This is a genomic window from Streptomyces sp. NPDC086080 (assembly GCF_044540255.1).
In the GTDB taxonomy this organism is placed as follows: Bacteria; Actinomycetota; Actinomycetes; order Streptomycetales; family Streptomycetaceae; genus Streptomyces.
Genome location: NZ_JBITRU010000040.1, coordinates 39,879 through 60,065, shown reverse-complemented (window position 1 = coordinate 60,065; position 20,187 = coordinate 39,879). Strand labels below are relative to the sequence as shown.

General features: G+C 71.1%; 21 protein-coding genes. 10 read left to right on the top strand and 11 right to left on the bottom strand.

The window, feature by feature from the left end; all coding sequences use genetic code 11:
• Window positions 1-252 precede the first annotated feature (252 nt).
• A complete protein-coding gene (locus tag ACIF9R_RS33125; protein WP_399986106.1) occupies window positions 253-486 on the top strand; it encodes a transposase family protein in 234 nt (77 codons plus the stop codon).
• Window positions 446-871: a hypothetical protein gene (locus ACIF9R_RS33120; RefSeq protein ID WP_399986105.1), complete on the top strand. Its 426-nt coding sequence runs from the start codon at window positions 446-448 to the stop codon at window positions 869-871. The genes ACIF9R_RS33125 and ACIF9R_RS33120 overlap by 41 nt, the downstream gene beginning before the upstream one ends.
• 44 nt (window positions 872-915) lie before the next feature.
• Here the strand turns inward: ACIF9R_RS33120 and ACIF9R_RS33115 are convergent, their stop codons facing one another.
• The 7 genes from ACIF9R_RS33115 to ACIF9R_RS33085 all read right to left on the bottom strand — a co-directional run bounded on the left by ACIF9R_RS33115 (window position 916) and on the right by ACIF9R_RS33085 (window position 6,755).
• Window positions 916-1,338, bottom strand: a complete 423-nt coding sequence (locus ACIF9R_RS33115; RefSeq protein ID WP_399986104.1) for a type II toxin-antitoxin system VapC family toxin — start codon at window positions 1,336-1,338, stop codon at window positions 916-918.
• Window positions 1,335-1,565: a FitA-like ribbon-helix-helix domain-containing protein gene (locus ACIF9R_RS33110; RefSeq protein ID WP_355940584.1), complete on the bottom strand. Its 231-nt coding sequence runs from the start codon at window positions 1,563-1,565 to the stop codon at window positions 1,335-1,337. Before ACIF9R_RS33110 ends, ACIF9R_RS33115 begins: the two co-directional genes overlap by 4 nt.
• Window positions 1,566-2,224: 659 nt before the next feature.
• Window positions 2,225-2,644, bottom strand: a complete 420-nt coding sequence (locus ACIF9R_RS33105; RefSeq protein WP_399986103.1) for a PIN domain nuclease — start codon at window positions 2,642-2,644, stop codon at window positions 2,225-2,227.
• A complete protein-coding gene (locus ACIF9R_RS33100; RefSeq protein WP_062697603.1) occupies window positions 2,644-2,898 on the bottom strand; it encodes a type II toxin-antitoxin system VapB family antitoxin in 255 nt (84 codons plus the stop codon). The genes ACIF9R_RS33105 and ACIF9R_RS33100 overlap by 1 nt, the downstream gene beginning before the upstream one ends.
• 137 nt (window positions 2,899-3,035) lie before the next feature.
• Entirely contained in the window at window positions 3,036-4,064 is a 1,029-nt protein-coding gene (locus ACIF9R_RS33095) for an ABC transporter ATP-binding protein (RefSeq protein ID WP_399986102.1), read from the bottom strand.
• A complete protein-coding gene (locus ACIF9R_RS33090) occupies window positions 4,061-5,677 on the bottom strand; it encodes an ABC transporter permease (protein ID WP_399986101.1) in 1,617 nt (538 codons plus the stop codon). Before ACIF9R_RS33090 ends, ACIF9R_RS33095 begins: the two co-directional genes overlap by 4 nt.
• A 19-nt stretch (window positions 5,678-5,696) precedes the next feature.
• Window positions 5,697-6,755 (bottom strand): iron ABC transporter substrate-binding protein, encoded by a 1,059-nt coding sequence (locus ACIF9R_RS33085; RefSeq protein WP_399986100.1) that lies wholly within the window; start codon window positions 6,753-6,755, stop codon window positions 5,697-5,699.
• 278 nt (window positions 6,756-7,033) lie between these two features.
• Here ACIF9R_RS33085 and ACIF9R_RS33080 point away from each other — a divergent pair, with 278 nt between their 5' ends.
• Window positions 7,034-7,930, top strand: coding sequence for a glycosyltransferase family 2 protein (locus tag ACIF9R_RS33080; protein WP_399986099.1), 897 nt, complete (start codon window positions 7,034-7,036; stop codon window positions 7,928-7,930).
• Between the two features lie 169 nt (window positions 7,931-8,099).
• On the opposite strand, the gene ACIF9R_RS33075 is transcribed toward ACIF9R_RS33080, so the two are convergent.
• Entirely contained in the window at window positions 8,100-9,797 is a 1,698-nt protein-coding gene (locus ACIF9R_RS33075) for a bifunctional 3'-5' exonuclease/DNA polymerase (RefSeq protein ID WP_399986098.1), read from the bottom strand.
• Window positions 9,798-10,089: 292 nt separating this feature from the next.
• Window positions 10,090-10,839: a Clp protease N-terminal domain-containing protein gene (locus ACIF9R_RS33070; protein ID WP_399986097.1), complete on the bottom strand. Its 750-nt coding sequence runs from the start codon at window positions 10,837-10,839 to the stop codon at window positions 10,090-10,092.
• An 85-nt stretch (window positions 10,840-10,924) separates the two neighbouring features.
• On the opposite strand from ACIF9R_RS33070, the gene ACIF9R_RS33065 reads away from it, so the two are divergent.
• Entirely contained in the window at window positions 10,925-12,055 is a 1,131-nt protein-coding gene (locus tag ACIF9R_RS33065; protein WP_399986096.1) for a DUF2786 domain-containing protein, read from the top strand.
• A 504-nt stretch (window positions 12,056-12,559) separates the two neighbouring features.
• Here ACIF9R_RS33065 and ACIF9R_RS33060 read toward each other — a convergent pair.
• Window positions 12,560-13,129, bottom strand: a complete 570-nt coding sequence (locus ACIF9R_RS33060) for a hypothetical protein (RefSeq protein WP_399986095.1) — start codon at window positions 13,127-13,129, stop codon at window positions 12,560-12,562.
• A gap of 405 nt (window positions 13,130-13,534) precedes the next feature.
• Here ACIF9R_RS33060 and ACIF9R_RS33055 point away from each other — a divergent pair, with 405 nt between their 5' ends.
• Entirely contained in the window at window positions 13,535-13,828 is a 294-nt protein-coding gene (locus ACIF9R_RS33055; protein ID WP_399986094.1) for a DUF397 domain-containing protein, read from the top strand.
• A 109-nt stretch (window positions 13,829-13,937) separates the two neighbouring features.
• Here the strand turns inward: ACIF9R_RS33055 and ACIF9R_RS33050 are convergent, their stop codons facing one another.
• Window positions 13,938-14,435: an ATP-binding protein gene (locus ACIF9R_RS33050; protein ID WP_399986093.1), complete on the bottom strand. Its 498-nt coding sequence runs from the start codon at window positions 14,433-14,435 to the stop codon at window positions 13,938-13,940.
• A gap of 386 nt (window positions 14,436-14,821) precedes the next feature.
• Here ACIF9R_RS33050 and ACIF9R_RS33045 point away from each other — a divergent pair, with 386 nt between their 5' ends.
• The 5 genes from ACIF9R_RS33045 (at window position 14,822) to ACIF9R_RS33025 (ending at window position 19,917) form a co-directional block, all read left to right on the top strand.
• Window positions 14,822-15,646 carry a helix-turn-helix domain-containing protein gene (locus tag ACIF9R_RS33045; protein WP_399986112.1) on the top strand — a complete coding sequence of 275 codons (825 nt, stop codon included), beginning with the start codon at window positions 14,822-14,824 and terminating at the stop codon, window positions 15,644-15,646.
• Between the two features lie 98 nt (window positions 15,647-15,744).
• Complete coding sequence (locus ACIF9R_RS33040) at window positions 15,745-17,208, top strand: aldehyde dehydrogenase family protein (protein ID WP_399986092.1); 1,464 nt, start codon at window positions 15,745-15,747, stop codon at window positions 17,206-17,208.
• Between the two features lie 254 nt (window positions 17,209-17,462).
• Window positions 17,463-18,104: a PadR family transcriptional regulator gene (locus ACIF9R_RS33035; RefSeq protein WP_399986091.1), complete on the top strand. Its 642-nt coding sequence runs from the start codon at window positions 17,463-17,465 to the stop codon at window positions 18,102-18,104.
• A gap of 74 nt (window positions 18,105-18,178) precedes the next feature.
• Window positions 18,179-19,153 (top strand): ATP-binding cassette domain-containing protein, encoded by a 975-nt coding sequence (locus tag ACIF9R_RS33030; protein WP_399986090.1) that lies wholly within the window; start codon window positions 18,179-18,181, stop codon window positions 19,151-19,153.
• A gap of 35 nt (window positions 19,154-19,188) precedes the next feature.
• A complete protein-coding gene (locus ACIF9R_RS33025) occupies window positions 19,189-19,917 on the top strand; it encodes an ABC transporter permease (protein ID WP_399986111.1) in 729 nt (242 codons plus the stop codon).
• Window positions 19,918-20,187 lie beyond the last annotated feature (270 nt).

Genomic DNA, 20,187 nt, shown 5'->3' with positions numbered 1-20,187 from the left:
TGACCACGGCCCAACAGCTCGCCGAGATCGCCGGGCACGACCTCACACCCCCGTGATCCTCACCAAGATCGAGGAGTTATTTTTCGGCAGCTCCCAGGGTCCTTGAGAAGTGCCGAGGTGGGCGGTTCGCCTGCTGAGCGCTGGATGTGACGGCTTGTCGACTTCTGCCGGGAAGGGCCCCCTGGACGCAGAACAGGCATGGCCGCCGGTGATCATGTGGGTGTCGAGTCCGTATGAGTACCGAGCGAGTCCATGCCTGCGCGCCCATCTTCCCGCATGCCCTCATGCCTCCGGCAACTGGGGGACACCTCTGGTTCCGCCCCGCCCGAAACATTCGCTGACCTGCGGAATCATCTGACCGTAGTGCCTGACCCACGGTCCCGTCGCGGCATCCGTCACCCGTGGACGGCCCTGCTCACCGCCGCGGCCGCCGCCGTTCTGGCCGGTGCCTCCTCGGGTCACGGCGATCGGAGAACGGGTCGCTGACGCCCCGCAGCACGTCCCGGCCCTGCTCGGGCTCCGGCCCGACTCGCTGACCGGCCTCATCCGGCCGCCCCATGCCACGACCATCCGTCTCGTCCTGGCTGCCGCGGACGGCGACGCCCTCGACCGCGCCATCGGCGGCTTCCTCCTGGAGCGCCAGACCCCGGCCCCGGCACGACGAGTCATCGCTGTCGACGGCAAGACACTCCGCGGCCCCCGCACCGCCGGCCGGTCTACCACCGTCCTGATTGCCGCGATGACCCACAGCGGCCAGGTCCTCGCCCCCGCGTTCGCCCCGCTCTTGGACGACATCGATCTCACCGGCGTGGTTGTCACCGCGGATGCCCTGCACACCCAGCACGACCACTGGGGTAGCGCCAGAACCTGATCGGGGTGCGGGTCGTGGAGCCCTGCGCGTTGGTGCTGCTGGGGTCAGGTGATGGGTGCCTCGAAGGTCTCGATCGTGCAGCGTGCTGCTCCGCTGCGCTCGATCCTGGCATCGCTGGTGATCAGGGGGACGCCGAGGCTCTCGGCGAGGGCGACGTAGTGCGCGTCGTAGACGGAGAGGTTGTTCGACAGCTCGCGTACGCGCTGCCACAGGACCAGCGTGGGGTGCAGGTCGAGAGCGAGGGCCTGGTAGTCGGTGATCGCCTTCGCGGCCTCCTTTTCCGTGATCTTCGGCTTGTTCCCTCGCCGGCCGCGAGCCAGGCCGAAGGCGGCCGAGGTGATCTCGTAGTCCAGCAGGCCCGGCGCTGCGAGAGTGTCGGCGCGGCCCACGCGTTCACGGAGCGCGGTGCCGGTCTTGCCGTGGTCGAGGAGGAAGTGCACGAGGCTGGAGCAGTCAATGACGATCAACGTCGGTCCCGCCCGTCCTCGATGGCGTCGAGGATGTCGGTGGTGCTGAGCTCGGTGCGGGTTTCACGCTCCAGGCGTGTGGCCATCTCCGCGAGGGTGGGCTTGGCGGCTTCCCGGGAGAGAAGGTCCAGGGCGTATGCCTGGAGCGACTTGCCGGCCTGTGCGGCGCGGACCTTCAGGGCGTTGACTGTGTCGTCCGGGACATCCCGAATCGTAATCGCGGTCATGCCTGCATTTTAGCAGCGGTGCAGGTGATGTGCAGCAGTGAGGGGTGGTCCGGTTTCCGGCCTGGCAGGCACGGTGCGGTAACAGAGAGTGACGAAGGTGCTTTTGTCGAGGCCGGACAAGCGGTCTCATGTGCCCCTCTGGCCTCGTCAGGGCTGTGCTTGCGGCCGCGCAGTGCCCTCGATGGCCTCTTCCGGCTGCCCCGCCGGTGGACAGCCGGTGGACGGGCGCCTTTGGGCGGTGCATCAGAGGGTGGTACAGGTCAACCCGTTGCACGTGCTCTGATCAGGAAAAACGTCACTGGACGGCACGGCGAGGCACCACGCAACACGATCCCTCATGGCCTCGTCATGTGTAGGTCTCGGGTTCGAATCCCGAAGGCGGCTCCACGATGAACCCCAGGTCAGGCATCTGACCTGGGGTTTATTGTTTTCGTTGGCCTTGGAATCTCCGCCAATCGGCACTGTCCGTCTGTGCATCGCAATGTGTAGGTCGCCGTTCACATGCTGTTGTCGATTGGCTGCCGAAAGGCTGCGACCTGCTGTTCTGCTCGGCTGCGGCTGATCCCGTCAGATCTCGATATCTTCGGTGGACGGCTGTCCGCAGGGATCCATGCAGAGCCAGGCTGTGCAGGGTGAGCAGTGCGCTGACGCAGGCATTCTCATCGGTCGGCGCTGCCGGGCGGGACGACCCATTCGGTGGGTTGGCCGGTGAGTGAGGCGATCATGTCGAAGTCGCCGTCGTAGTGGAGGACCGTCCGCTGGTGCAGTTCTGCCGTGGCGGCGATCAGTAGGCCGGGGAGGGACAGGGCGCGGTGGAAGCCCGCGTTGAGAGCGTGGCGCTGGACTTCCAGGGCGCGGGCGAAGGTGTGGTCGTCGGCGTGTAGATAGTCGAAGGCGTGGAGCCAGGTGCTGATCCGGGGCGCCTCCGAGATGTCCCGTGCGGAGTGGATCATCTCGTACTCGGTGGGCTGGCACACGGCGAGGAGGTAGCGCTCGTGCAGCGGCTTGAGTACGTCCTTGACGTTCGGCTTCGTCCAGCGGGCGAGGGCGGACTTGTCGATCAGGTAACGGTCCTGCATCAGGCGGCCCGGCCTCCGTCCCGGTCGCCGTCGCGCTTGAGGGAGCCGTCCGCGTTGCGGGGCCCGGTGTTCTCGACGATCTCGCTGAAGTCGAGTTCGCCGGCCTCCATGGCGTCGAAGCCCTCTTGACGAAGGTGCCTCTTGACGGCGTCCTCCATGGCGAGGCGGACGGCTTTGGCCTTGGTCTTGGTGCCGAAGATGCGCATGGCCTCGGTGACCATGTCTTCGTCGAGGTCGATGACTGTTCTGGCCATGTGGATGCTTCCTCCGCCGCTGGTCTGCCAGCGAAATGATGCCTCTCGTTGTCCAAAACAGATATCGTTTCACTCGGAGATCTCGTTGCGGGCGAAATGGACAGCCGTGCCCTGCGTTCCGGCGTCTTTCGCCGCGGTCAGGGGTGCAGGGTCGCTTCGCCCCGGACCACGATGGCGGTCCGCTCGCCCGGTCGTACCGCGACCGGTCCCGGCACCCTGACGAAGACGGGGTCGGCCAGTTCCCCGACCTCGACGGCGACCATCGCGTCGTGGCCGTAGAAGCGGACGTCCACGACCTTGCCGTGGGTGCCCTCCTCGGCCAGAGCCAGCTGTTCCGGGCGCAGCACCACCGTTCCGGTGGTGGCACCGCCGTCGGCGGTCAGTGGGACCGGGCCGAGGGGGGTGTCGGCCGTGGAACCGTTCCTGACGGTGGCGGGTAGGAGCACGGCGTCGCCGACGAAGCGGGCCACCCACGGGTCGGCGGGGTGGCGGTAGATCTCCTCGGGGGTACCGCACTGGGCGACCCTGCCCTCCCGTACGACCGCCACCAGGTCGGCGGTGGACAGGGCTTCCTGCTGGTCGTGGGTGACCAGCACACCGGTGGCGCCCGTGGCGAGGAGCGCGGAGCGGACGTCGGCCCGCAGTCCCGCGCGCAGGGCGCTGTCGAGCGCGTTGAACGGTTCGTCGAGCAGGACCAGGGCGGGCGCGGGGGCCAGCGCCCGGGCGAGGGCGACGCGCTGCTGCTGGCCGCCGGACAACTCGTGCGGCATGCGGTCGCCGAGGCCGGGCAGTCCGACCAGGTCCAGCATCTCCTCGGTGCGCCGGTGGCGCTGGGCACGCGGGGTGCCGCTCAGGCCGAACGCCACGTTGCGGGCGATGGTGAGGTGAGGGAAGAGCGCGCCCTCCTGGGGCACGATGCCGATGTGGCGGCGCTCGGGCGGCAGGTGGACACCGGGTCCGCACACGACGCGTCCGCCGAGTTCCACGGTGCCCGCGTCGGCGCGCAGGAACCCCGCGACGATGCGCAGCAGGGTGGTCTTGCCGCAGCCGGAGGGCCCGAGCACGGCGGCCAGCCGCCCCGCCGGGACGCTCAGGTCCAGGCCGTCGAGCACACGGGCCGAGGCGCCGTAGGACTTCACGAGCCCGGTGATCCGCAGATCGGTCATGTGCGGTGCCTTCCGAGGAGGTACGACGGGATCGCCGCGATCAGGATCAGCGTGGCGGCGTACGGCGCGGCGGCGGCATAGGAGGCCGTGGTGGTCTCGGCCCACAGCCGGGTGGCGAGGGTGTCCATGCCGGTGGGGTGCAGCAGCAGTGTGGCGGGGAGTTCCTTCATGCAGACCACGAAGGTGAGGGCGGCGCCGGCCGCGATACCGGGGGCGGCGAGTGGCACGGTGACCTCGCGCAGCACCCGCAGCGGTCCGCGGCCGAGCGAGCGTGCGACGTCCTCCAGCAGGGGCGGCGACTGCAGGACGGCGGCACGGGTCGCGGCGACGGCGACGGGCAGGAAGAGCACCGCGTAGGCGGCGACGAGCAGCGGGAGTTCCTGGTAGAGCTCGGGGGCGTAGCGGACCGCGAGGAAGACCATGGCGAGGGCGACGGTGATGCCGGGCACCGCGTGTCCGGCGTAGGCGGCCTGCTCCAGCAGGTGCGCGGTGCGGGAGCGGTGGCGGGCGGCGAGGATGCCGACGGGCAGCGCGAGGACGGTGGTGAGTGCGGCGCCCAGGGCGGCGACGGTCAGCGTGCTGCCCGCGGTCCCCAGCAGCCGGTCCGGTTCCCAGGTGCGGGAGTTGCCCACGGACAGCCAGTAGCCCAGGGTGGCGAGCGGGAAGGCCACGCCGGCCGCGGCGACGGCCGAACACCATCCCAGCGCGGGCCACTTCAGGGCGCCGAGCCGGATCGGGGGCACGGGCCGTGCGGTGCCGCCGCCGGTACGCGAATGCCCGGCGCGGCCGCGGGTACGGGCCTCGGCGGCGACGAGCAACACCGTCATCAGCACCAGGACGCAGCTGAGCGCGGCGGCCGGGGTGCGGTCGAAGCTCGCCCGGTACGAGGTGTGGATGGCCCGGGTGAAGGTCTCGTACCGCATGATCGAGACCGCCCCGAAGTCGGAGAGGACGTACAGCGCGACGAGCAGGCCCCCGCCGGCCGCCGCGGGGCGCAGTTGCGGCAGGGTGACGCGCCAGAAGGTACGCAGCGGACCGTGGCCGAGTGAGCGCGCGGCCTCCTCCTGCGCCGGGTCCATGCCGCGCAGCGCGGCGGCCACCGGCAGATGCACGTACGGGTAGCTGACCAGCGTCAGGGCGAGGGCGCTGCCGGTGAATCCGGCGAGGCGGGGCTCGGCGGAGATCCAGGCGAAGGCCGCGACGTAGCTGGGCACGGCGAGCGGCAGCGTGGCGAGCACCGACCAGACGCGGGCGCCGGGCAGCCTGGTCCGCACCGTCAGCCAGGCCAGCGAGATGCCCAGGACCAGACAGGCCGCGACGACGACGACGGCGAGTCCCAGGCTGCGGGCGAGCAGTTCGAGGGTGCGGTCGGTGGTGACGATGTCCCAGGCGAAGCCGGGACCGCGTTCCAGGGCCCGGACGCCCAGATAGACCAGCGGTAGCAGAGCGAGGGCCGCCGCCGCGCAGGCCCCGGCGACCAGGAGCAGCGGCGGCCGGCGCCCCGCACGGAGGCGTCCGGCGCGCCCGCGCCCGGACGCTGCGGGCGCGGCATCCGGGCGGGGCGCGGCATCCGGGCGGGGGGCGGTACGGACCGGCCGGCCGGTGTTGTTCATGTGCGTGACACCGGTTCCGTCAGACCATTCCGGCTTCCTGGAGCATCACCAGGGTCTCCTGGAGCGACTCCAGCTTGCTCAGGTCGATCTCGGGCGCCTCGATGGAGTCCAGCGGCGGCAGGCCCTCGACCTCACTGGTGACACCGGCGGCCAGCGGGTACTCCTTGGTCGTGTCGGCGAAGTAGGTCTGCGCCTCGGCGGAGAGCAGGTAGTCGACGGCCTTCTGCGCGGCCGCGCTCTGGTCGCCGCCCTTGAGGACGCCCACACCGGCGACGTTGACCAGTGCGCCGGGGTCCCCCTTGACCGGGAAGTGCAGTTCGGCGGTCATCTTGTCCGCCCCGACCTCGGCGGCCTTCTCGAACCAGTAGTAGTGGTTGATCAGACCGAGGGTCACCTCGCCGGAGTCGACGGCGTCGAGGATGGCGCCGTTCTTCTCGTACACCTGGGGGTCGTTGGCCTTGAAGTCCTTCAGCCACTCACGGGTGGCGTCGTCGCCCTCCAGCACACGCATGCCGGTGACGAACGCCTGGAAGGAGGCGTTGGTGGGCGCGTAGCCGACCTTGCCCTTCCACTCGGCCTTGGTCAGGTCGTGCACGCTGTCCGGGGCCTTGTCGGTCTTCTCCGGGTTGTAGGCGATGACCCGGGCCCGCCCCGACACGCCGACCCACGTGCCGTCCTCGGCACGGTAGGCCTCGTCGACCTTGTCCAGGGACTTCTGCGGCAGAGCCTGAAGGCGTCCCTCCTTGGCGAGGGCGCCGAGCGCGCCCGCGTCCTGGGCGATGAACAGGCCGGCCTTCGTCCTGTCGCCCTCCTCCAGCAGCTGCGAGGCGAGCTCGGCACTGTCGCCGTAGCGGACCTCGACCTTGGTGCCGGTGGCCTTCTCCAGCTTCTTCAGCAGCGGGTCGATCAGTTCCTCGCTGCGGCCGGAGTAGACGACCAGCGTGCCGCTCTGCTCCGCGGCCTTGGCCCCCGAGCCGGTGCCCTTGTCCTCGTCCTCGCCGCCGCACGCGGCCATGAGTGGAGCCACGAGGGCCACCGCGGCGAGTGTGGTGAGCCGGCGCATGGTGTTGCGTCCCATGAGGGTGCCTTGCCTTTCTTCTCCGTGAGCACCTCATGGATAAGGCATGCCTAACCTAAGAGTCAATGATTACGCCCAAGCGTGCCCAAGCCGAGACCCTTCGCCGCACGTCGGACACCTGCGGAACCGCTGAATCCTGGTAACGGCGTGGGCCGCCGGGGTGGCGCGTACGGTGAGCCGGCCGTGATCCACCCAGGGGCGGCGTACTTTAGGCGTCCTCACCGTGAACGGTTAGCATCGCGTGTCAGCGGATCGGCCGGTTGCAGTGAGGTGAGGGCATGGAGACGACGCCGAGGATCGCCGTCGCCGTCGTGACCATGGGGAACCGGCCGGCCGAGGTGGACGCGCTGCTGGAGTCGGTGGCCAAGCAGGATGTGCCGCCCACACGGATCGTGATCGTGGGAAACGGCTGCCCGCTGCCCGAGTTCGCCCACCGGCTGTCCCTGCCCGGTGAGGTCACCACCATCGAGCTGGAGGAGAACCTCGGCTGCCCCGGCGGGCGGAACGTGGGGATCGAGCGGCTGCGGGAGTTCGGGGACGTGGACGTCGTCGTCGAGCTGGACGACGACGGCCTGCTGGTCGACGTCGATGTGCTGCGGCGCGTACGGGATTTGTACGCCGCCGACGACCGGCTCGGGATCGTGGGATTCCGGATCGCGGACGAGTTGGGGGAGACACAGCAGCGGCATGTGCCGCGGCTCGGGAAGGCCGATCCGATGAAGGGCGGGTACGTCACCGGGTTCCTCGGGGGCGGGCACGCGCTGCGGATGACGATGCTGGACGAGATCGGTGACTGGCCCGGCGCGTTCTTCTTCGCGCACGAGGAGACCGACCTCGCCTGGCGGGCCGTCGACGCCGGGTGGCGGATTCGCTACGCACCCGAGTTGCTGCTCCAGCACCCGAAGACCTCGCCGGCCCGGCACGCCATCTACTTCCGGGTGAACGCCCGGAACCGGGTGTGGCTGGTCCGGCGGCGGCTGCCGCTCGTGCTCATGCCCGTCCATCTCGGGGTGTGGGTGCTGCTCACCCTGCTGCGGAACCGGTCGGCCGCCGGACTGCGTGCCTGGGCGGGCGGGTTCGTGGAGGGACTGCGGGAGCCGGCCGGGGAGCGGCGGGCCATGCGCTGGCGGACGGTGTGGCGGCTGACCCGGCTCGGACGGCCCCCGGTCATCTGAGCCGCAGGGCGGTGAACAGAGGGACGGAGCCCCGGCGTCCGCCTCCGCCGACCGGAACCCCGGTCGGCAGCGATGCGTCCCGGGACACCGCGAGGGACACCAGCAGCACCCCGGGCCAGAGCGGGCCGATCAGGACAGTCAGCGGCACATCGGCGGCGAACCCAACCGACTACTTCGCGTCGGCATAGCACTCCACCACCGCCGTCGTGAACGGGAAACGGACCGGTGTCCGGCCGAACGTCAGGCGGCCGGCCAGGTCCGCCGCCTGCCGGATCGCTTCCGCCACCGTCGCCGCCTCCGCCTCGGGGCAGTGCACGATCACCTCGTCGTGCTGGAAGAAGACCAACTCGGCCGCCATGCCGCTCAGGGTCTGCCGCAGCGCGGCGAGCAGCAGCAGGGCCCAGTCGGCGGCGCTGCCCTGGACCACGAAATTGCGGGCGAAGCGGCCCCGGGCGCGGGCGTCGGCCGAGGCGTACCCCGGGACCCACGGGCGGGCGCCGGACACCTGGGGCTCGTCCTCCTCGGCGAGCGGGATGCCCGCCTCTTCCACCGAGTCGTCCGTCGTACGGGCGGCCGGTGGGCAGGTGCGGCCCAGCCAGGTGCGGACGAGGCGGCCCTCCTCGCCCGCGCGGGCGGCCTCGTCGACGTAGGCCACCGCCTTGGGGAAGCGGCGTCTGAGCGCGGCGAGGTTCTTCAGGCCGTCGCCGGAGGTCTGGCCGTAGACGGCGCCGAGGACGGCGAGTTTGGCCTGGGCGCGGTCGCCGGAGAAGGCGCGGTCGGACACCGACTGGTAGAGGTCGGTCTCCCGGCCGGCCACCTCCATCAGCCCGGGGTCGCGGGAGATCGCCGCCAGCACTCTCGGCTCCATCTGGTCGGCGTCGGCGACGACGAGCCGCCAGCCCGGGTCGGCGACGGCCGCGCGGCGGATCACCTTGGGGATCTGCAGGGCGCCGCCGCCGTTGGTCACCCAGCGGCCGGTCACCGTGCCGCCCGCGAGGAACTCGGGCCGGAAGCGGCCGTCGCGCACCCAGTCCTGGAGCCAGGACCAGCCGTGGGCGACCCAGATCCGGTACAGCTTCTTGTACTCGATCAGCGGTGTGACGGCCGGGTGGTCGACGGACTCGATCTCCCAGCGGCGGGTCGAGGAGACCTTGATACCGGCCTGTGCGAACGCCTTGACCACGTCGGCCGGCAGATCGGGCCGGACCCGGCGGCCGAAGGCCTGGGACACCTCGTCGGCGAGTTCGGCGAGCCGACGGGGCTCGCCGCCGCCCGCGTACCGTTCGCCGAGCAGGTCGTGCAGCACCGCGCGGTGCACGTCCGCCCGCCAGGGGAGACCCGCGCGGTTCATTTCGGCGGCCACCAGCATGCCCGCCGACTCGGCGGCGGTCAGCAGCCGCATCCGGTCCGGATGCGCGGTCGCGCCGGTGCGCCGCTGCTGCTCGGCGTAGACCGCGAGGAGGTCGGTCAGCGGCAGCGGGACGCCCTGGGGTTCGAAGAGGGACGACTGTGCGCCCGGTTCGGCCTGGCGCTGCGGCGGATCGGGCGGTACGGGGCCGCCGCGCAGCCGGGCCAGCGCGGCCGCGGCCGCACGGGGTTCCCCGTACCGCCCCTCGTGACCGAGCAGGAGCGTCTCGGCGGCCTCGATGTCGTACGCCCGCTCCACTCGCACCCCCGTGGCGAGCAGGCGCGGGTAGACCTCGGCGGTGGACCGCCACACCCACCGGGCGACCCCGGGGCGGCTCCGCACGGCTTCGGCGAGGTCCGGTTCCCGCCGCACCGGACCTGCGGGCAGCCCGTCCGGACCGAGGGGGGCGACGTCCACGCCGCCGTCCTCGGCCGGAGCGAGCGCCCACCGGTCGGTCATGCCGCGAGTGTGACAGGGGGGTCTGACAGTGAGGATGCGGGCGGCATCGCCCGGGGTCCGACGCACCCCGGGTCGTGTCCCGCGACGTGGTGCAGGGGATCAAGAGTTACGCATTCCGGTACGAGGCCCCTGACGGTCTGCGCAGAGGCGGTCGCCCACGAGGCGCTCTGCTGAGGCCGGTTGAACCCCCGGTCCGGCGAGAGCGATGCCCTCGACCTGCGGATTCCGGCGCCTTGATCGGCTGCACCACCCGGCGGGACGCCACCCGCACCCCGGCCCGGAGTGCCGTGGATCAGCCCTCCTGCGCCGGCTCGTCCTCGGTCCGCGTCTCGACGTACTGCGCCAGCATCTCGGTGATGTACCGCTCGGTGGCGGTCTTGCCGACGCCGAGGCCGCTGAGCAGGCCCTTGCCGTTCTCGTGTTCGAGCAGGGCGAGCAGGAGGTGCTCGGTACCGATGTAGTTGTGGCCCAGGCGGAGGGCCTCGCGGAAGGTGAGTTCCAGGACCTTCTTGGCCGCCGGGCCGTACGGCACGAGCTCGGGGGCGTCCTCGACGGCCGGGGGCAGCGCCGCGCGGGCGGCCTCGCGGACCGCGTCCACGGTGACGCCCTGCTCGGTGATCGCCTTCACGGCCAGCCCCTGGGGCTCGGCCAGCAGACCCAGGACCAGGTGCTCGGGCAGACCTTCCGCGTTGCGCGCGGCCCGGGCCTCGTGGTGCGCGGCCATGACCGTGTTGCGCGCGCGGGGGGTGTAACGATCGAAGCCCTGGCCCAGGTCGACGTCGTAGCCCTCCTTCGGCACGAAGCGCTTCTGGGCCGCCTGCCGGGTGACGCCCATGCTCTTGCCGATGTCCGTCCAGGACGCGCCGGAACGCCGGGCCTGGTCGACGAAGTGACCGATCAGATGGTCGGCCACGTCACCGAGGTGCTCACCGGCGAGGACCGCGTCCTGGAGCTGCTCCAGAGGCTCCTCGTGGACCTTCTTGATGGCCGCGATGAGGTCGTCGAGACGTACGGAGGACTTGATGGCTCGGTTCGTCGTCATACTGTCAACCGTAAGTTGACAGTGGGGGAGTGTCAACCCGAGGTTGACACCATCGGGTGGGTGCCGGGCATGGCACCATCGGCCCGTGAGTACGTCCAGCACCGTCGACCGCGCCTTCCGGGCAGCCCTCTACGACACCGGCGACGCCGCACTCGACACCGGCGCCTCCCTGCTCGCCGCCGATCCGGCGGCCGACGCGGAACTGACCCGGCGGGGCGAGGAGTTCGTGGCCACCGCCTGGCGGCGCGGCTGGCAGCCCGCCGACGTCGTACGGATCGTCCGGCGCGAACTGGACGAGGTGCACGTACGACTCGTCTCGGCGCTGATCCTCGGGCAGGCCCCGCGCGAGGACCGGCCCCGAGGCCCGCGCTGGACGGCCCAACTGGCGCAGCTCGGTGAACAGGGCGCGGACCCCGCCCCGCGCGGCGACCGCTTCCGGCACGCCACGGCCCTGCTGGAGCTCTACCGCCTGCTGCTGCGGCTGCCCGCGCTCGAACCCCTCGACGAGACGGCCGCCCCCGGCCCGGGCGACCGCCGGCCGGAGTCCCGGATGCTCGGGCGCATTCGCGCACTGCTGGCCAAGGCGGAGGCGACAGGGTTCCCCGAGGAGGCGGAGGCGCTCAGCGGCAAGGCGCAGGAACTGATGGCCCGGCACAGCGTCGACGAGGCGCTGCTCGCCGCGCGGGAGCCCACCGCCGAGACGCCGGGCGCCTGCCGGATCGGGGTGGAACCGCCGTACGAGCAGGCCAAGGCGGTGCTGCTGGACGCGGTCGCCGACGCGAACCGCTGCCGGGCCGTGTGGAACGAGGCGCTCGGTTTCTCCACCGTGGTCGGCTTCGCCTCCGACCTGGAGGCGGTCGAGCTCCTCTACACCTCACTGCTGGTACAGGCCACCACCGCGATGACCACGGCGGAGGCCGCGCAGCGCGCGGACGGACGAAAGCGGACCAAGACCTTCCGGCAGTCCTTCCTGGCGGCCTACGCCCACCGCATGGGATCACGGCTCGCGGCCGCGGCCGCGGCCGAGACCCCGGTGAGCGCCGACCTGCTCCCGGTCCTCGCCTCCCGCACGGTGGCGGTCTCCGACCGGACGGACCGTCTGTTCCCGGAGACGACCACCACCCGGTTGCGTGGGGTGAGCGACGCGGCGGGCTGGGAGCAGGGCTCCCGCGCGGCGGACGACGCACAGGTCCGCCCGCGCCCGCGCCTGCCCTGAGGCGGCCCCGCCCCGCCGCGTGCGGGGTCTGCGGGCAACCCGGCTGCCCGGGGAGCCTTGCCCTGACGCCGCTGTCCCGCCGCGCGGGTCCGGGGCGCCCGGTCCGGCGGCCGACGGGAGGCTTTCCCTGAAGGGCGTCGTCCGCTGTCCGGGCCCTGGGCGGGCCGGTCCGGCGGTGGGCGGGAGCGTGCCGCGGAAGCCGCCCGCTGTACGGGTTCTGTGCGGTCGTGGCCGGCGCCGGGGCTTGTCCTTTGCGGTGCCGTCCTGCCCGTGAGTGCCGTCCTGCCCGCGCGGGTCCGGGGTGCCCGGTCCGGCGGTGGGCGGGAGGTCTTCCGGGAAAGTGGCGCCCGCTGTCCGGGTTCTGTGCGGTCGTGGCCGGTGCCGGGGTGTGTCCTTTGCGGTGCCGTCCTGCCCGTGAGTGCCGTCCTGCCTGCGCGGGTTCGGGGTGCCCGGTTCGGCGGTGGGTGGGAGGCTTTCCGGGAAGGGGGCGCCCGCTGTCCGGTGCTAGGAGCCGAGCCCGGCCGTCGGCAGCCCCGTCGGGAGAGTGCCGCCCTCGGCCTTGATGTACGTCTCGGTGCCGAGGTCGCCTTCCCAGGTGACCTTCAGCGTGGTCCCGTCGACGGAGTCGACCGTGCCCTTCGTCCGGTTCTCGGCGCTGTCGGTGCACTTCATGCTGATCGACGCGTTGTCACCGTCCACCTCCGCGGTGCCGGTGCACGCTGTGCCGCCGGTGGCGAAAAGGGCCGCGTCCCCGCCGGTGATCACGAGGGCCACTGCCTTGCCTCCGCTGGTGGTGAGCCAGCTGCCCTCCAGCTCGCCCGCCGGGGTCGCGCTCGCGCCGGAATCTCCCGTGCCGCCACCGGAGTCCGCGCTCGCCGTGGCAGACGGAGTCGGTGTGGCCGGGCCGTCCGCGTCGTCGGAGCCGCCCCCGCTGCACGCTGTCAGCACGAGCGCGCCGGCCAGCGCCACGGCGACGGCCGCCGCCCGAGCGCGCCGGGAGCCGCGCCCTTCGCGCGATGCCGGCGTCGCGGGTGAGGACCCCGCCGCCGAACCCGCCGAACCCAACGAACCCACCGAACCCACCGAACCCACCGAACCCACCGAAGCGTCCGAAGTCACTCCGAGCCCCCTGCCTGTTGCCGGCCCCCTCGGCCGGACGATCGCAGTCAGCTAACAGGAACCGCCCACCACCCGGCCAGCCCCCGTGAGATACCTCGCACCGTCGCCGACTCACCTCACCAGAACAGAACGGCACACGGCGGAACACAAAAGCCCGCGCGTGCGTCTTCAAGGCAGCGGGGTTTCGGTAAAGCGTCCGTCAAAGCGGACACAAGGCGACCACCGACGCTGTAATCGCGGGAACACCCCGCGTGCACGTGCATCTGCCCATGCATATGCACGTGAACAAAGCTATGATCCGGGTCAGTTGACCACTGCATCAATGGTCACACCAGCCAGTGCACCAGCGGGGAGCGACCTGTGGACCACGACGTGTACGACGGTGACGTGTACGACGGTGCCGGCGCGCCCGGCGTGCCGGGTGCGTACAACGGCATGGCGGCCACCGCGCTGGACGGCGTGGCATGGCAGAAGAGCCGGCACAGCAACTCGCAGGGATCCTGCGTGGAGTTCGCCCGGCTGCCCGGCGGAGAGGTGGCCGTGCGCAACTCCCGCTTCCCCGACGGTCCCGCGCTCGTCTACACCCGCGCGGAGATCGAGGCCATGCTGCTGGGTGTGAAGGACGGCGAGTTCGACCATCTGGTCGTCGGCTGACCCGCCCCGGGGGTGCGCGGAACGGGGCCCGGTGTGCCGGAAGGGACCCGGGATGCCCAGGATGCGGCGACGCGCGTAGCACCGGGGCGCCGGTGGCCGCCGCGGTGCGTCATGCGCCGGGGCCTGCCCCTTCCACCGGCCGGTGAAGCAGGAACAGTGCCCAGACCACCTTGCCGCTGAGCGCCCCCGCCATCGGGTGCCAGCCCCAGCCGTCGCTGAAGGAGTCGACCAGGAACAGCCCGCGGCCGGACTCCGCCGAGAAGTCGTCGGAGTCCCGGGCGACGGGGCTGGCGTCACTGGGGTCGCGCACCGCGCACACCAGCCGCTCCGACCAGCGCAGCAGATGCAGCCGCACCGGCGGTTCCTGTGGCGTCAGCCGCTTGGCCCCGGCCGGCAGCGCGTGCCGCAGGGCGTTGGTGACCAGTTCGGAGACCACCAGGCACACGTCGTCGAAACGGTCGTTCAGGTCCCACTGGTCAAGGGTCTTGCGGGTGAACTGACGTGCCTCGCGGACCGCTTCGTAGCGGGCGGGGAGGGCGCAGGACGCGGCGTCGGAGGCGGCCGCGAGGTTCAGCGGCGGAAGGCCCTGCCGTAACGGCTCGAGCATGGTCGATCCATTCGTCCCCATGCGAGGCACTCCCGGGAATTCGCGGTCTCAGCGAGCGGCGGTGGTGCGGAGACCATGGTTTCGGATGCGTACAGCAGATGCAAGGGCAGATGCACGTGCAGCTGACCGAATTCCACCCGCCCGTACGGGTTTGTTGGGCAATTTTTCCGTCATCTTCCTGACCACTCCTGGCTGTTCTCCTGTGTACTCCTTGCCACGGGCCGCCCGTTCCGTGCCGCCTTCCGATCGGATCCCCCGGCTGGATTCCGTTTCCGTAACCGGACGAGTACTGCTCGAAGTGTTTTAGTGGCAGACTGCGGAGCCTGGAGACGTTGGGGAGGCTGGCGAACGTGAGCGCGGGAGAGCCGGGATCGGTGGTGCGGCGCATGCTGCTCGGATCACAACTCAGGCGACTGCGTGAGGCGCGGGGGATCACGCGCGAGGCGGCGGGCTACTCGATCCGCGCCTCCGAATCGAAGATCAGCCGGATGGAGTTGGGCCGGGTGAGCTTCAAGACCCGGGACGTCGAGGACCTGCTGACGCTCTACGGCATCACGGACGAGCAGGAGCGCGCCTCGCTGGTCTCGCTCGCCAGGGAGGCCAATGTCGCGGGCTGGTGGCACAGTTACTCGGACGTGCTGCCCAGCTGGTTCCCCACCTATGTGGGCCTGGAGGGCGCGGCGTCGCTGCTGCGCGCGTACGAGGTGCAGTTCGTGCACGGTCTGCTGCAGACCGAGGAGTACGCCCGCGCGGTGGTGCGGCGGGGCATGCGGAGCGCGAGCGACGCCGATGTCGAGCGGCGGGTGGCGCTGCGCCTGGAGCGGCAGAAGTACCTGGTCTCCGAGCGGGCCCCCGAGTTCCATGTCGTCCTCGACGAGGCCGCGCTGCGCCGGCCGTACGGCGACCGCGCGGTGATGCGCGGGCAGCTCCAGCACCTCATCGACGTCTCCGAGCGGCCCAATGTCCGGCTGCAGGTGATGCCGTTCAGCCTGGGCGGTCACTCCGGTGAGTCGGGCTCGTTCACCATCCTCAGCTTCCCCGAGTCCGATCTGTCGGACGTCGTGTACATGGAGCAGCTCACCAGCGCGCTGTATCTCGACAAGGCCGAGGACGTGAGCCAGTACGAGAAGGCGCTCAAGGAGCTCCAGCACGACAGCCCGGGTCCGTCGGAGAGCCGGGATCTGCTCCGGGGACTGCTGCAACTCTCCTGAGAACAGCCCAACTTGGTTGAAACACAAGTACGATGACATGTGATCAGACCGTGACGTCGATCAATGCTCTGCTGACGCAGCAAAGGATGAGGGATCACATGTCGTCGTCGTACTTCACCGACCTGGCTCAGCAGTACATCGACGGTGAGTGGCGCCCGGGCTCCGGCTCCTGGGACATCATCGACTTCAATCCGTACGACGACGAGAAGCTCGCGTCGATCACCATAGCCACGGTCGACGAGGTCGATCAGGCGTACCGGGCGGCCGCCCGCGCGCAGAAGGAGTGGGCGGCGACCAACCCGTACGCCCGCCGTGCGGTGTTCGAGAAGGCGCTCAGGCTGGTCGAGGAGCGCGAGGAGGAGATCGCCGAGGCGATCGTCGCCGAACTCGGCGGTACGCGTCTGAAGGCGGCCTTCGAACTGCACCTCGCCAAGGAGTTCCTGCGCGAGGCGGTCCATCTGGCGCTGCGTCCCGAGGGCCGGATCATCCCCTCGCCGGTGGACGGCAAGGAGAACCGCGTCTACCGCGTGCCCGTCGGCGTCGTGGGCGTGATCAGCCCCTTCAACTTCCCGTTCCTGCTCTCGCTGAAGTCGGTCGCCCCCGCGCTCGCGCTCGGCAACGGCGTGGTGCTCAAGCCCCACCAGAACACGCCGATCGTCGGCGGTGCCCTGGTCGCGAAGATTTTCGAGGACGCGGGGCTGCCCGGCGGCCTGCTGAACGTGCTCATCACCGACATCGCGGAGATCGGCGACGCCTTCCTCGAGCACCCGATCCCGAAGGTCATCTCCTTCACCGGCTCGGACCAGGTCGGCCGCCACGTGGCGACCGTGTGCGCCTCCCTCTTCAAGCGCTCGGTCCTCGAACTCGGGGGCAACAGTGCGCTGGTGGTCCTCGACGACGCCGACCTCGACTACGCCGTGGACGCCGCCGTCTTCAGCCGGTACGTCCACCAGGGCCAGGTCTGCATGGCCGCCAACCGCGTCCTGGTCGACCGCGCGGTGGCCGACGAGTTCACCGAGAAGTTCGTGGCCAAGGTCAGGACCCTCAAGGCCGGTGACCCGCGCGACCCGGAGACCGTGATCGGCCCGGTGATCAACTCCCGGCAGGCGGACGTCCTGTCGGCGGTCGTCGAGCAGGCGCTCGCCGAGGGCGCCACCGCTCTCGTGCGGGGCGACCGCACCGACAACCTGGTCGAGCCGTCCGTACTGGCCGGACTGCCCGCGGACTCGGCGCTGCTCCGGCAGGAGGTCTTCGGGCCCGTCGCCTTCCTCGTGACGTTCGACGGCGAGGAGGACGCCGTACGCATCGTCAACGACACCCCGTACGGGCTGAGCGGCGCCGTGCACACCGGTGACATCGAGCGGGGCGTGAACTTCGCCAAGCGGATCGACACCGGCATGTTCCACGTGAACGACGGCACCGTGCACGACGAGCCGATCGTGCCCTTCGGCGGCGAGAAGCACTCGGGCATCGGCCGGCTGAACGGCGACACGATGCTGGACGCCTTCACCACGATGAAGTGGATCTCGGTCCAGCACGGCCGCAGCGGCTTCCCGTTCTGAGCGAGAGCCGGCGGCGGCGCTCGACGCCGCCGCCGGACACCGCGAGCTGATCCGGTGAGCGCGGGCACCCTCCTGCGTGTCACCGATCGGCCTGCCGGGAACGAACCTTCCGAGGAGGGTGGTGCCCGGGGGACCGGGCATCGCCGACCGCACCGTGGCCCTTGACGCGCACGTCCTCTCCGGTGTCCGCGACCGGCGGGCCTCCGGGCAGGGCAGCTCCCGGGGCCGAGCGCGCGCGGCCTACTCTGGACCGCATGTCAGTGATCCGTCTCCTGGTGCTCGGCGCGGTGCGCCAGCACGGGCGGGCCCATGGCTACCAGGTGCGCAACGACCTGGAGTACTGGGGCGCGCACGAGTGGTCCAACGCCAAGCCCGGCTCGATCTACCACGCGTTGAAGCAGATGGCCAAGCAGGGACTGCTGCACGCGCACGAGATCGCCCCGTCCACGGCCGGCGGCCCGCCGCGCACCGAGTACGAGATCACCGAGCAGGGCACCGAGGAGTTCTTCCGGCTGCTGCGGGAGGCGCTGACGTCCTACGACCAGAAGCCCGACGTGCTCTCGGCGGGGCTCGGCTTCATCGTCGACCTGGAGCGCGAGGAGGCCCTCGCCCTCCTGGAGCAGCGCCTGCACGCCATCGGGGAGTGGCGCAAGGCCGTCACCGAGTACTACACCCCCGAGGGCGGCCCCGGTCAACTGGGCCACATCGGCGAGATCATGGACCTCTGGGTCCACTCGGCCGACACCGGGGCCGCGTGGACCCGCGGCCTCGTGGAACGCATCCGGGGCGGCGCCTACACCTTCGCCGGCGAGGGCGAACCGTTCGTCGCCGTTCTCGCCGAGGGCGAGGAGAACCCGTACGCCACGGGGGAGCGGCATCCCGGAGACCTTCGGTAATCAAGTTTGACGAGTTGCCCCACGGGTATTACCGTCGAGGCTGGTAGTCAAGTTTGACTAATGAGGGGGTGTCGGTGTCCGACGCGGCGATCACCGTCGAGGAAGTGCGCAAGACCTACGGCGGAAGCGGCGGCAGCAACAACAGACCCGCACTGGACGGGCTCGACCTCACGGTCGCGCGCGGCACGGTGCACGGAGTACTCGGGCCGAACGGTGCGGGCAAGACCACCCTGGTGAGGATCCTGGCCACCCTGCTGCGCCCCGACGCGGGCCGGGTCGAGGTGGCGGGCCACGACGCGGTGCGCGAGGCGTACGCGGTGCGGCTGCGGATCGGCCTGCTCGGCCAGCACGCGGCCCTCGACGAGGAACTCGGCGGCCGGCAGAACCTGGAACTGTTCGGCCGCCTGCACCACCTGGGCGCGCGGCGCGCACGCGCGCGTGCCGACGAACTGCTGGAGCGCTTCGACCTCACCGAGACCGGCCGCAAGGCGGTACGGCAGTACAGCGGAGGCATGCGGCGCCGCCTGGACCTCGCCGCCTCCCTGATCACCGAACCGGAGGTGCTCTTCCTGGACGAACCGACCACCGGCCTCGACCCGCGCGGCCGCGCGGAGGTGTGGGACTCGGTCCGCTCCCTGGTCGGCGGCGGTACGACCGTCCTGCTCACCACCCAGTACCTGGAGGAGGCCGACCAGCTCGCCGACCGCATCTCGGTCGTGGACGCCGGCCGGGTCATCGCCGACGGCACCGCGGACGAGCTCAAGGGGGCCATCGGCGGCGACCGCATCGACGTGGTCCTGCGCGACGCCGGCCGGCTGCGCGCGGCCGTCGCACTGCTGCCCGTACCGCAGGACACGGTCACCGTGGACCCCGACCGGCGGCTGCTCAGCGCACCGGTCACCGACCGCATGGCGGCCCTGGCCGGGGTGGTCCGCGCGCTGGAGGAGGCGGGCATCGAGGCCGAGGACATCGCCCTGCGCAGGCCGACGCTCGACGAGGTGTTCCTGCGCCTGACCGGGCGCGACGACCGAGTGAAGGAGGCCGCGTGACCACCACGACGTACGCCCTGACCGACTCCTGGACCATGACCCGCCGCGAACTCGCCCGCTGGGGGCGGCAACCGGTCGCCGTGGTGGTGAACCTGGTCTTCCCGGTGATGCTGCTGCTGATGTTCGGCTACCTGGTCGGCGGCGGCCGGGGCGTGAGCGGCGAGTACCTCGACTTCCTGGTCCCCGGCATGCTCGCGCTCACCATGGCCTTCGGTCTGGAGGGCACCATGGTCGCCGTCACCCAGGATCTCAACAAGGGGGTCATCGACCGCTTCCGCTCCATGCCGATGGCGAACGGTGCGGTCCTGGTGGGCCGTTCCGCCGCCGACATGCTCCAGTCCGCGATCGGCCTGGCGGTGCTGCTCGCCGTCGCCGCCGCCCTCGGCTGGCGCGCCCACGGCGGCGCGGCGGGTTTCCTGGGCGCCGTGGGGCTGCTCCTGCTGTTCCGGTTCGCCATGCTGTGGATCGGCATCCACCTGGCGTTGGTGGCCGGGAAGCCGGAACTGGTGCAGGCCGTGCAGATCCTGGTCTGGCCGGTCGGCTTCCTGTCCAACGCCTTCGCCGACCCCGGCTCCATGCCCGGCTGGCTGGGCACGGTCGTCCAGTGGAACCCGATGTCCCACACCGCCACGGCTGTCCGCGACCTGTTCGGCGGTCCGGGCGGGGAGCCGGGGCACGTGGGGGCCGCCGTCCTGTGGCCCTTGGCACTGCTCGCGCTGTTCTTCCCGCTGGCGGTACGGCGTTTCGCGCGGCTCAGCCGGTGAAGCGGGTCCGCAACTGTCTCTCGGATGTCCCACTGCGGCGCCCGGCGACCGCTGCGACCAACGAGCCGGACTCATGGGCCACAGCGAAACGGAACGGTGCCTCTCCGATCGGACGGGAGAGGCACCATCGCCTCCGGCTTCTGGCTAGAACCCCGAGGACTCGCAGGCTGAGTCGGAGATGAGGTACGTCCTCCCGCCTGTGTAGTACCTTCCGTCCACTCTGGTGCACCACCGTGTCCGGCCTGGTCAGAGCCTTGTCCGGGACAGGGC

What these genes read in the sequence shown, in the direction of transcription:
- ACIF9R_RS33035 (WP_399986091.1), top strand. Translation starts at nt 17,463, where the DNA reads ATGTCAGTGATCCGTCTCCTGGTGCTCGGCGCGGTGCGCCAGCACGGG.
- ACIF9R_RS33110 (WP_355940584.1), bottom strand. Translation starts at nt 1,565, where the DNA reads ATGACCGCGATTACGATTCGGGATGTCCCGGACGACACAGTCAACGCC.
- ACIF9R_RS33085 (WP_399986100.1), bottom strand. Translation starts at nt 6,755, where the DNA reads ATGGGACGCAACACCATGCGCCGGCTCACCACACTCGCCGCGGTGGCC.
- ACIF9R_RS33105 (WP_399986103.1), bottom strand. Translation starts at nt 2,644, where the DNA reads ATGCAGGACCGTTACCTGATCGACAAGTCCGCCCTCGCCCGCTGGACG.
- ACIF9R_RS33025 (WP_399986111.1), top strand. Translation starts at nt 19,189, where the DNA reads ATGACCCGCCGCGAACTCGCCCGCTGGGGGCGGCAACCGGTCGCCGTG.
- ACIF9R_RS33095 (WP_399986102.1), bottom strand. Translation starts at nt 4,064, where the DNA reads ATGACCGATCTGCGGATCACCGGGCTCGTGAAGTCCTACGGCGCCTCG.
- ACIF9R_RS33100 (WP_062697603.1), bottom strand. Translation starts at nt 2,898, where the DNA reads ATGGCCAGAACAGTCATCGACCTCGACGAAGACATGGTCACCGAGGCC.
- ACIF9R_RS33080 (WP_399986099.1), top strand. Translation starts at nt 7,034, where the DNA reads ATGGAGACGACGCCGAGGATCGCCGTCGCCGTCGTGACCATGGGGAAC.
- ACIF9R_RS33125 (WP_399986106.1), top strand. Translation starts at nt 253, where the DNA reads ATGCCTGCGCGCCCATCTTCCCGCATGCCCTCATGCCTCCGGCAACTG.
- ACIF9R_RS33090 (WP_399986101.1), bottom strand. Translation starts at nt 5,677, where the DNA reads ATGAACAACACCGGCCGGCCGGTCCGTACCGCCCCCCGCCCGGATGCC.
- ACIF9R_RS33050 (WP_399986093.1), bottom strand. Translation starts at nt 14,435, where the DNA reads ATGCTCGAGCCGTTACGGCAGGGCCTTCCGCCGCTGAACCTCGCGGCC.
- ACIF9R_RS33075 (WP_399986098.1), bottom strand. Translation starts at nt 9,797, where the DNA reads ATGACCGACCGGTGGGCGCTCGCTCCGGCCGAGGACGGCGGCGTGGAC.
- ACIF9R_RS33040 (WP_399986092.1), top strand. Translation starts at nt 15,745, where the DNA reads ATGTCGTCGTCGTACTTCACCGACCTGGCTCAGCAGTACATCGACGGT.
- ACIF9R_RS33045 (WP_399986112.1), top strand. Translation starts at nt 14,822, where the DNA reads ATGCTGCTCGGATCACAACTCAGGCGACTGCGTGAGGCGCGGGGGATC.
- ACIF9R_RS33070 (WP_399986097.1), bottom strand. Translation starts at nt 10,839, where the DNA reads ATGACGACGAACCGAGCCATCAAGTCCTCCGTACGTCTCGACGACCTC.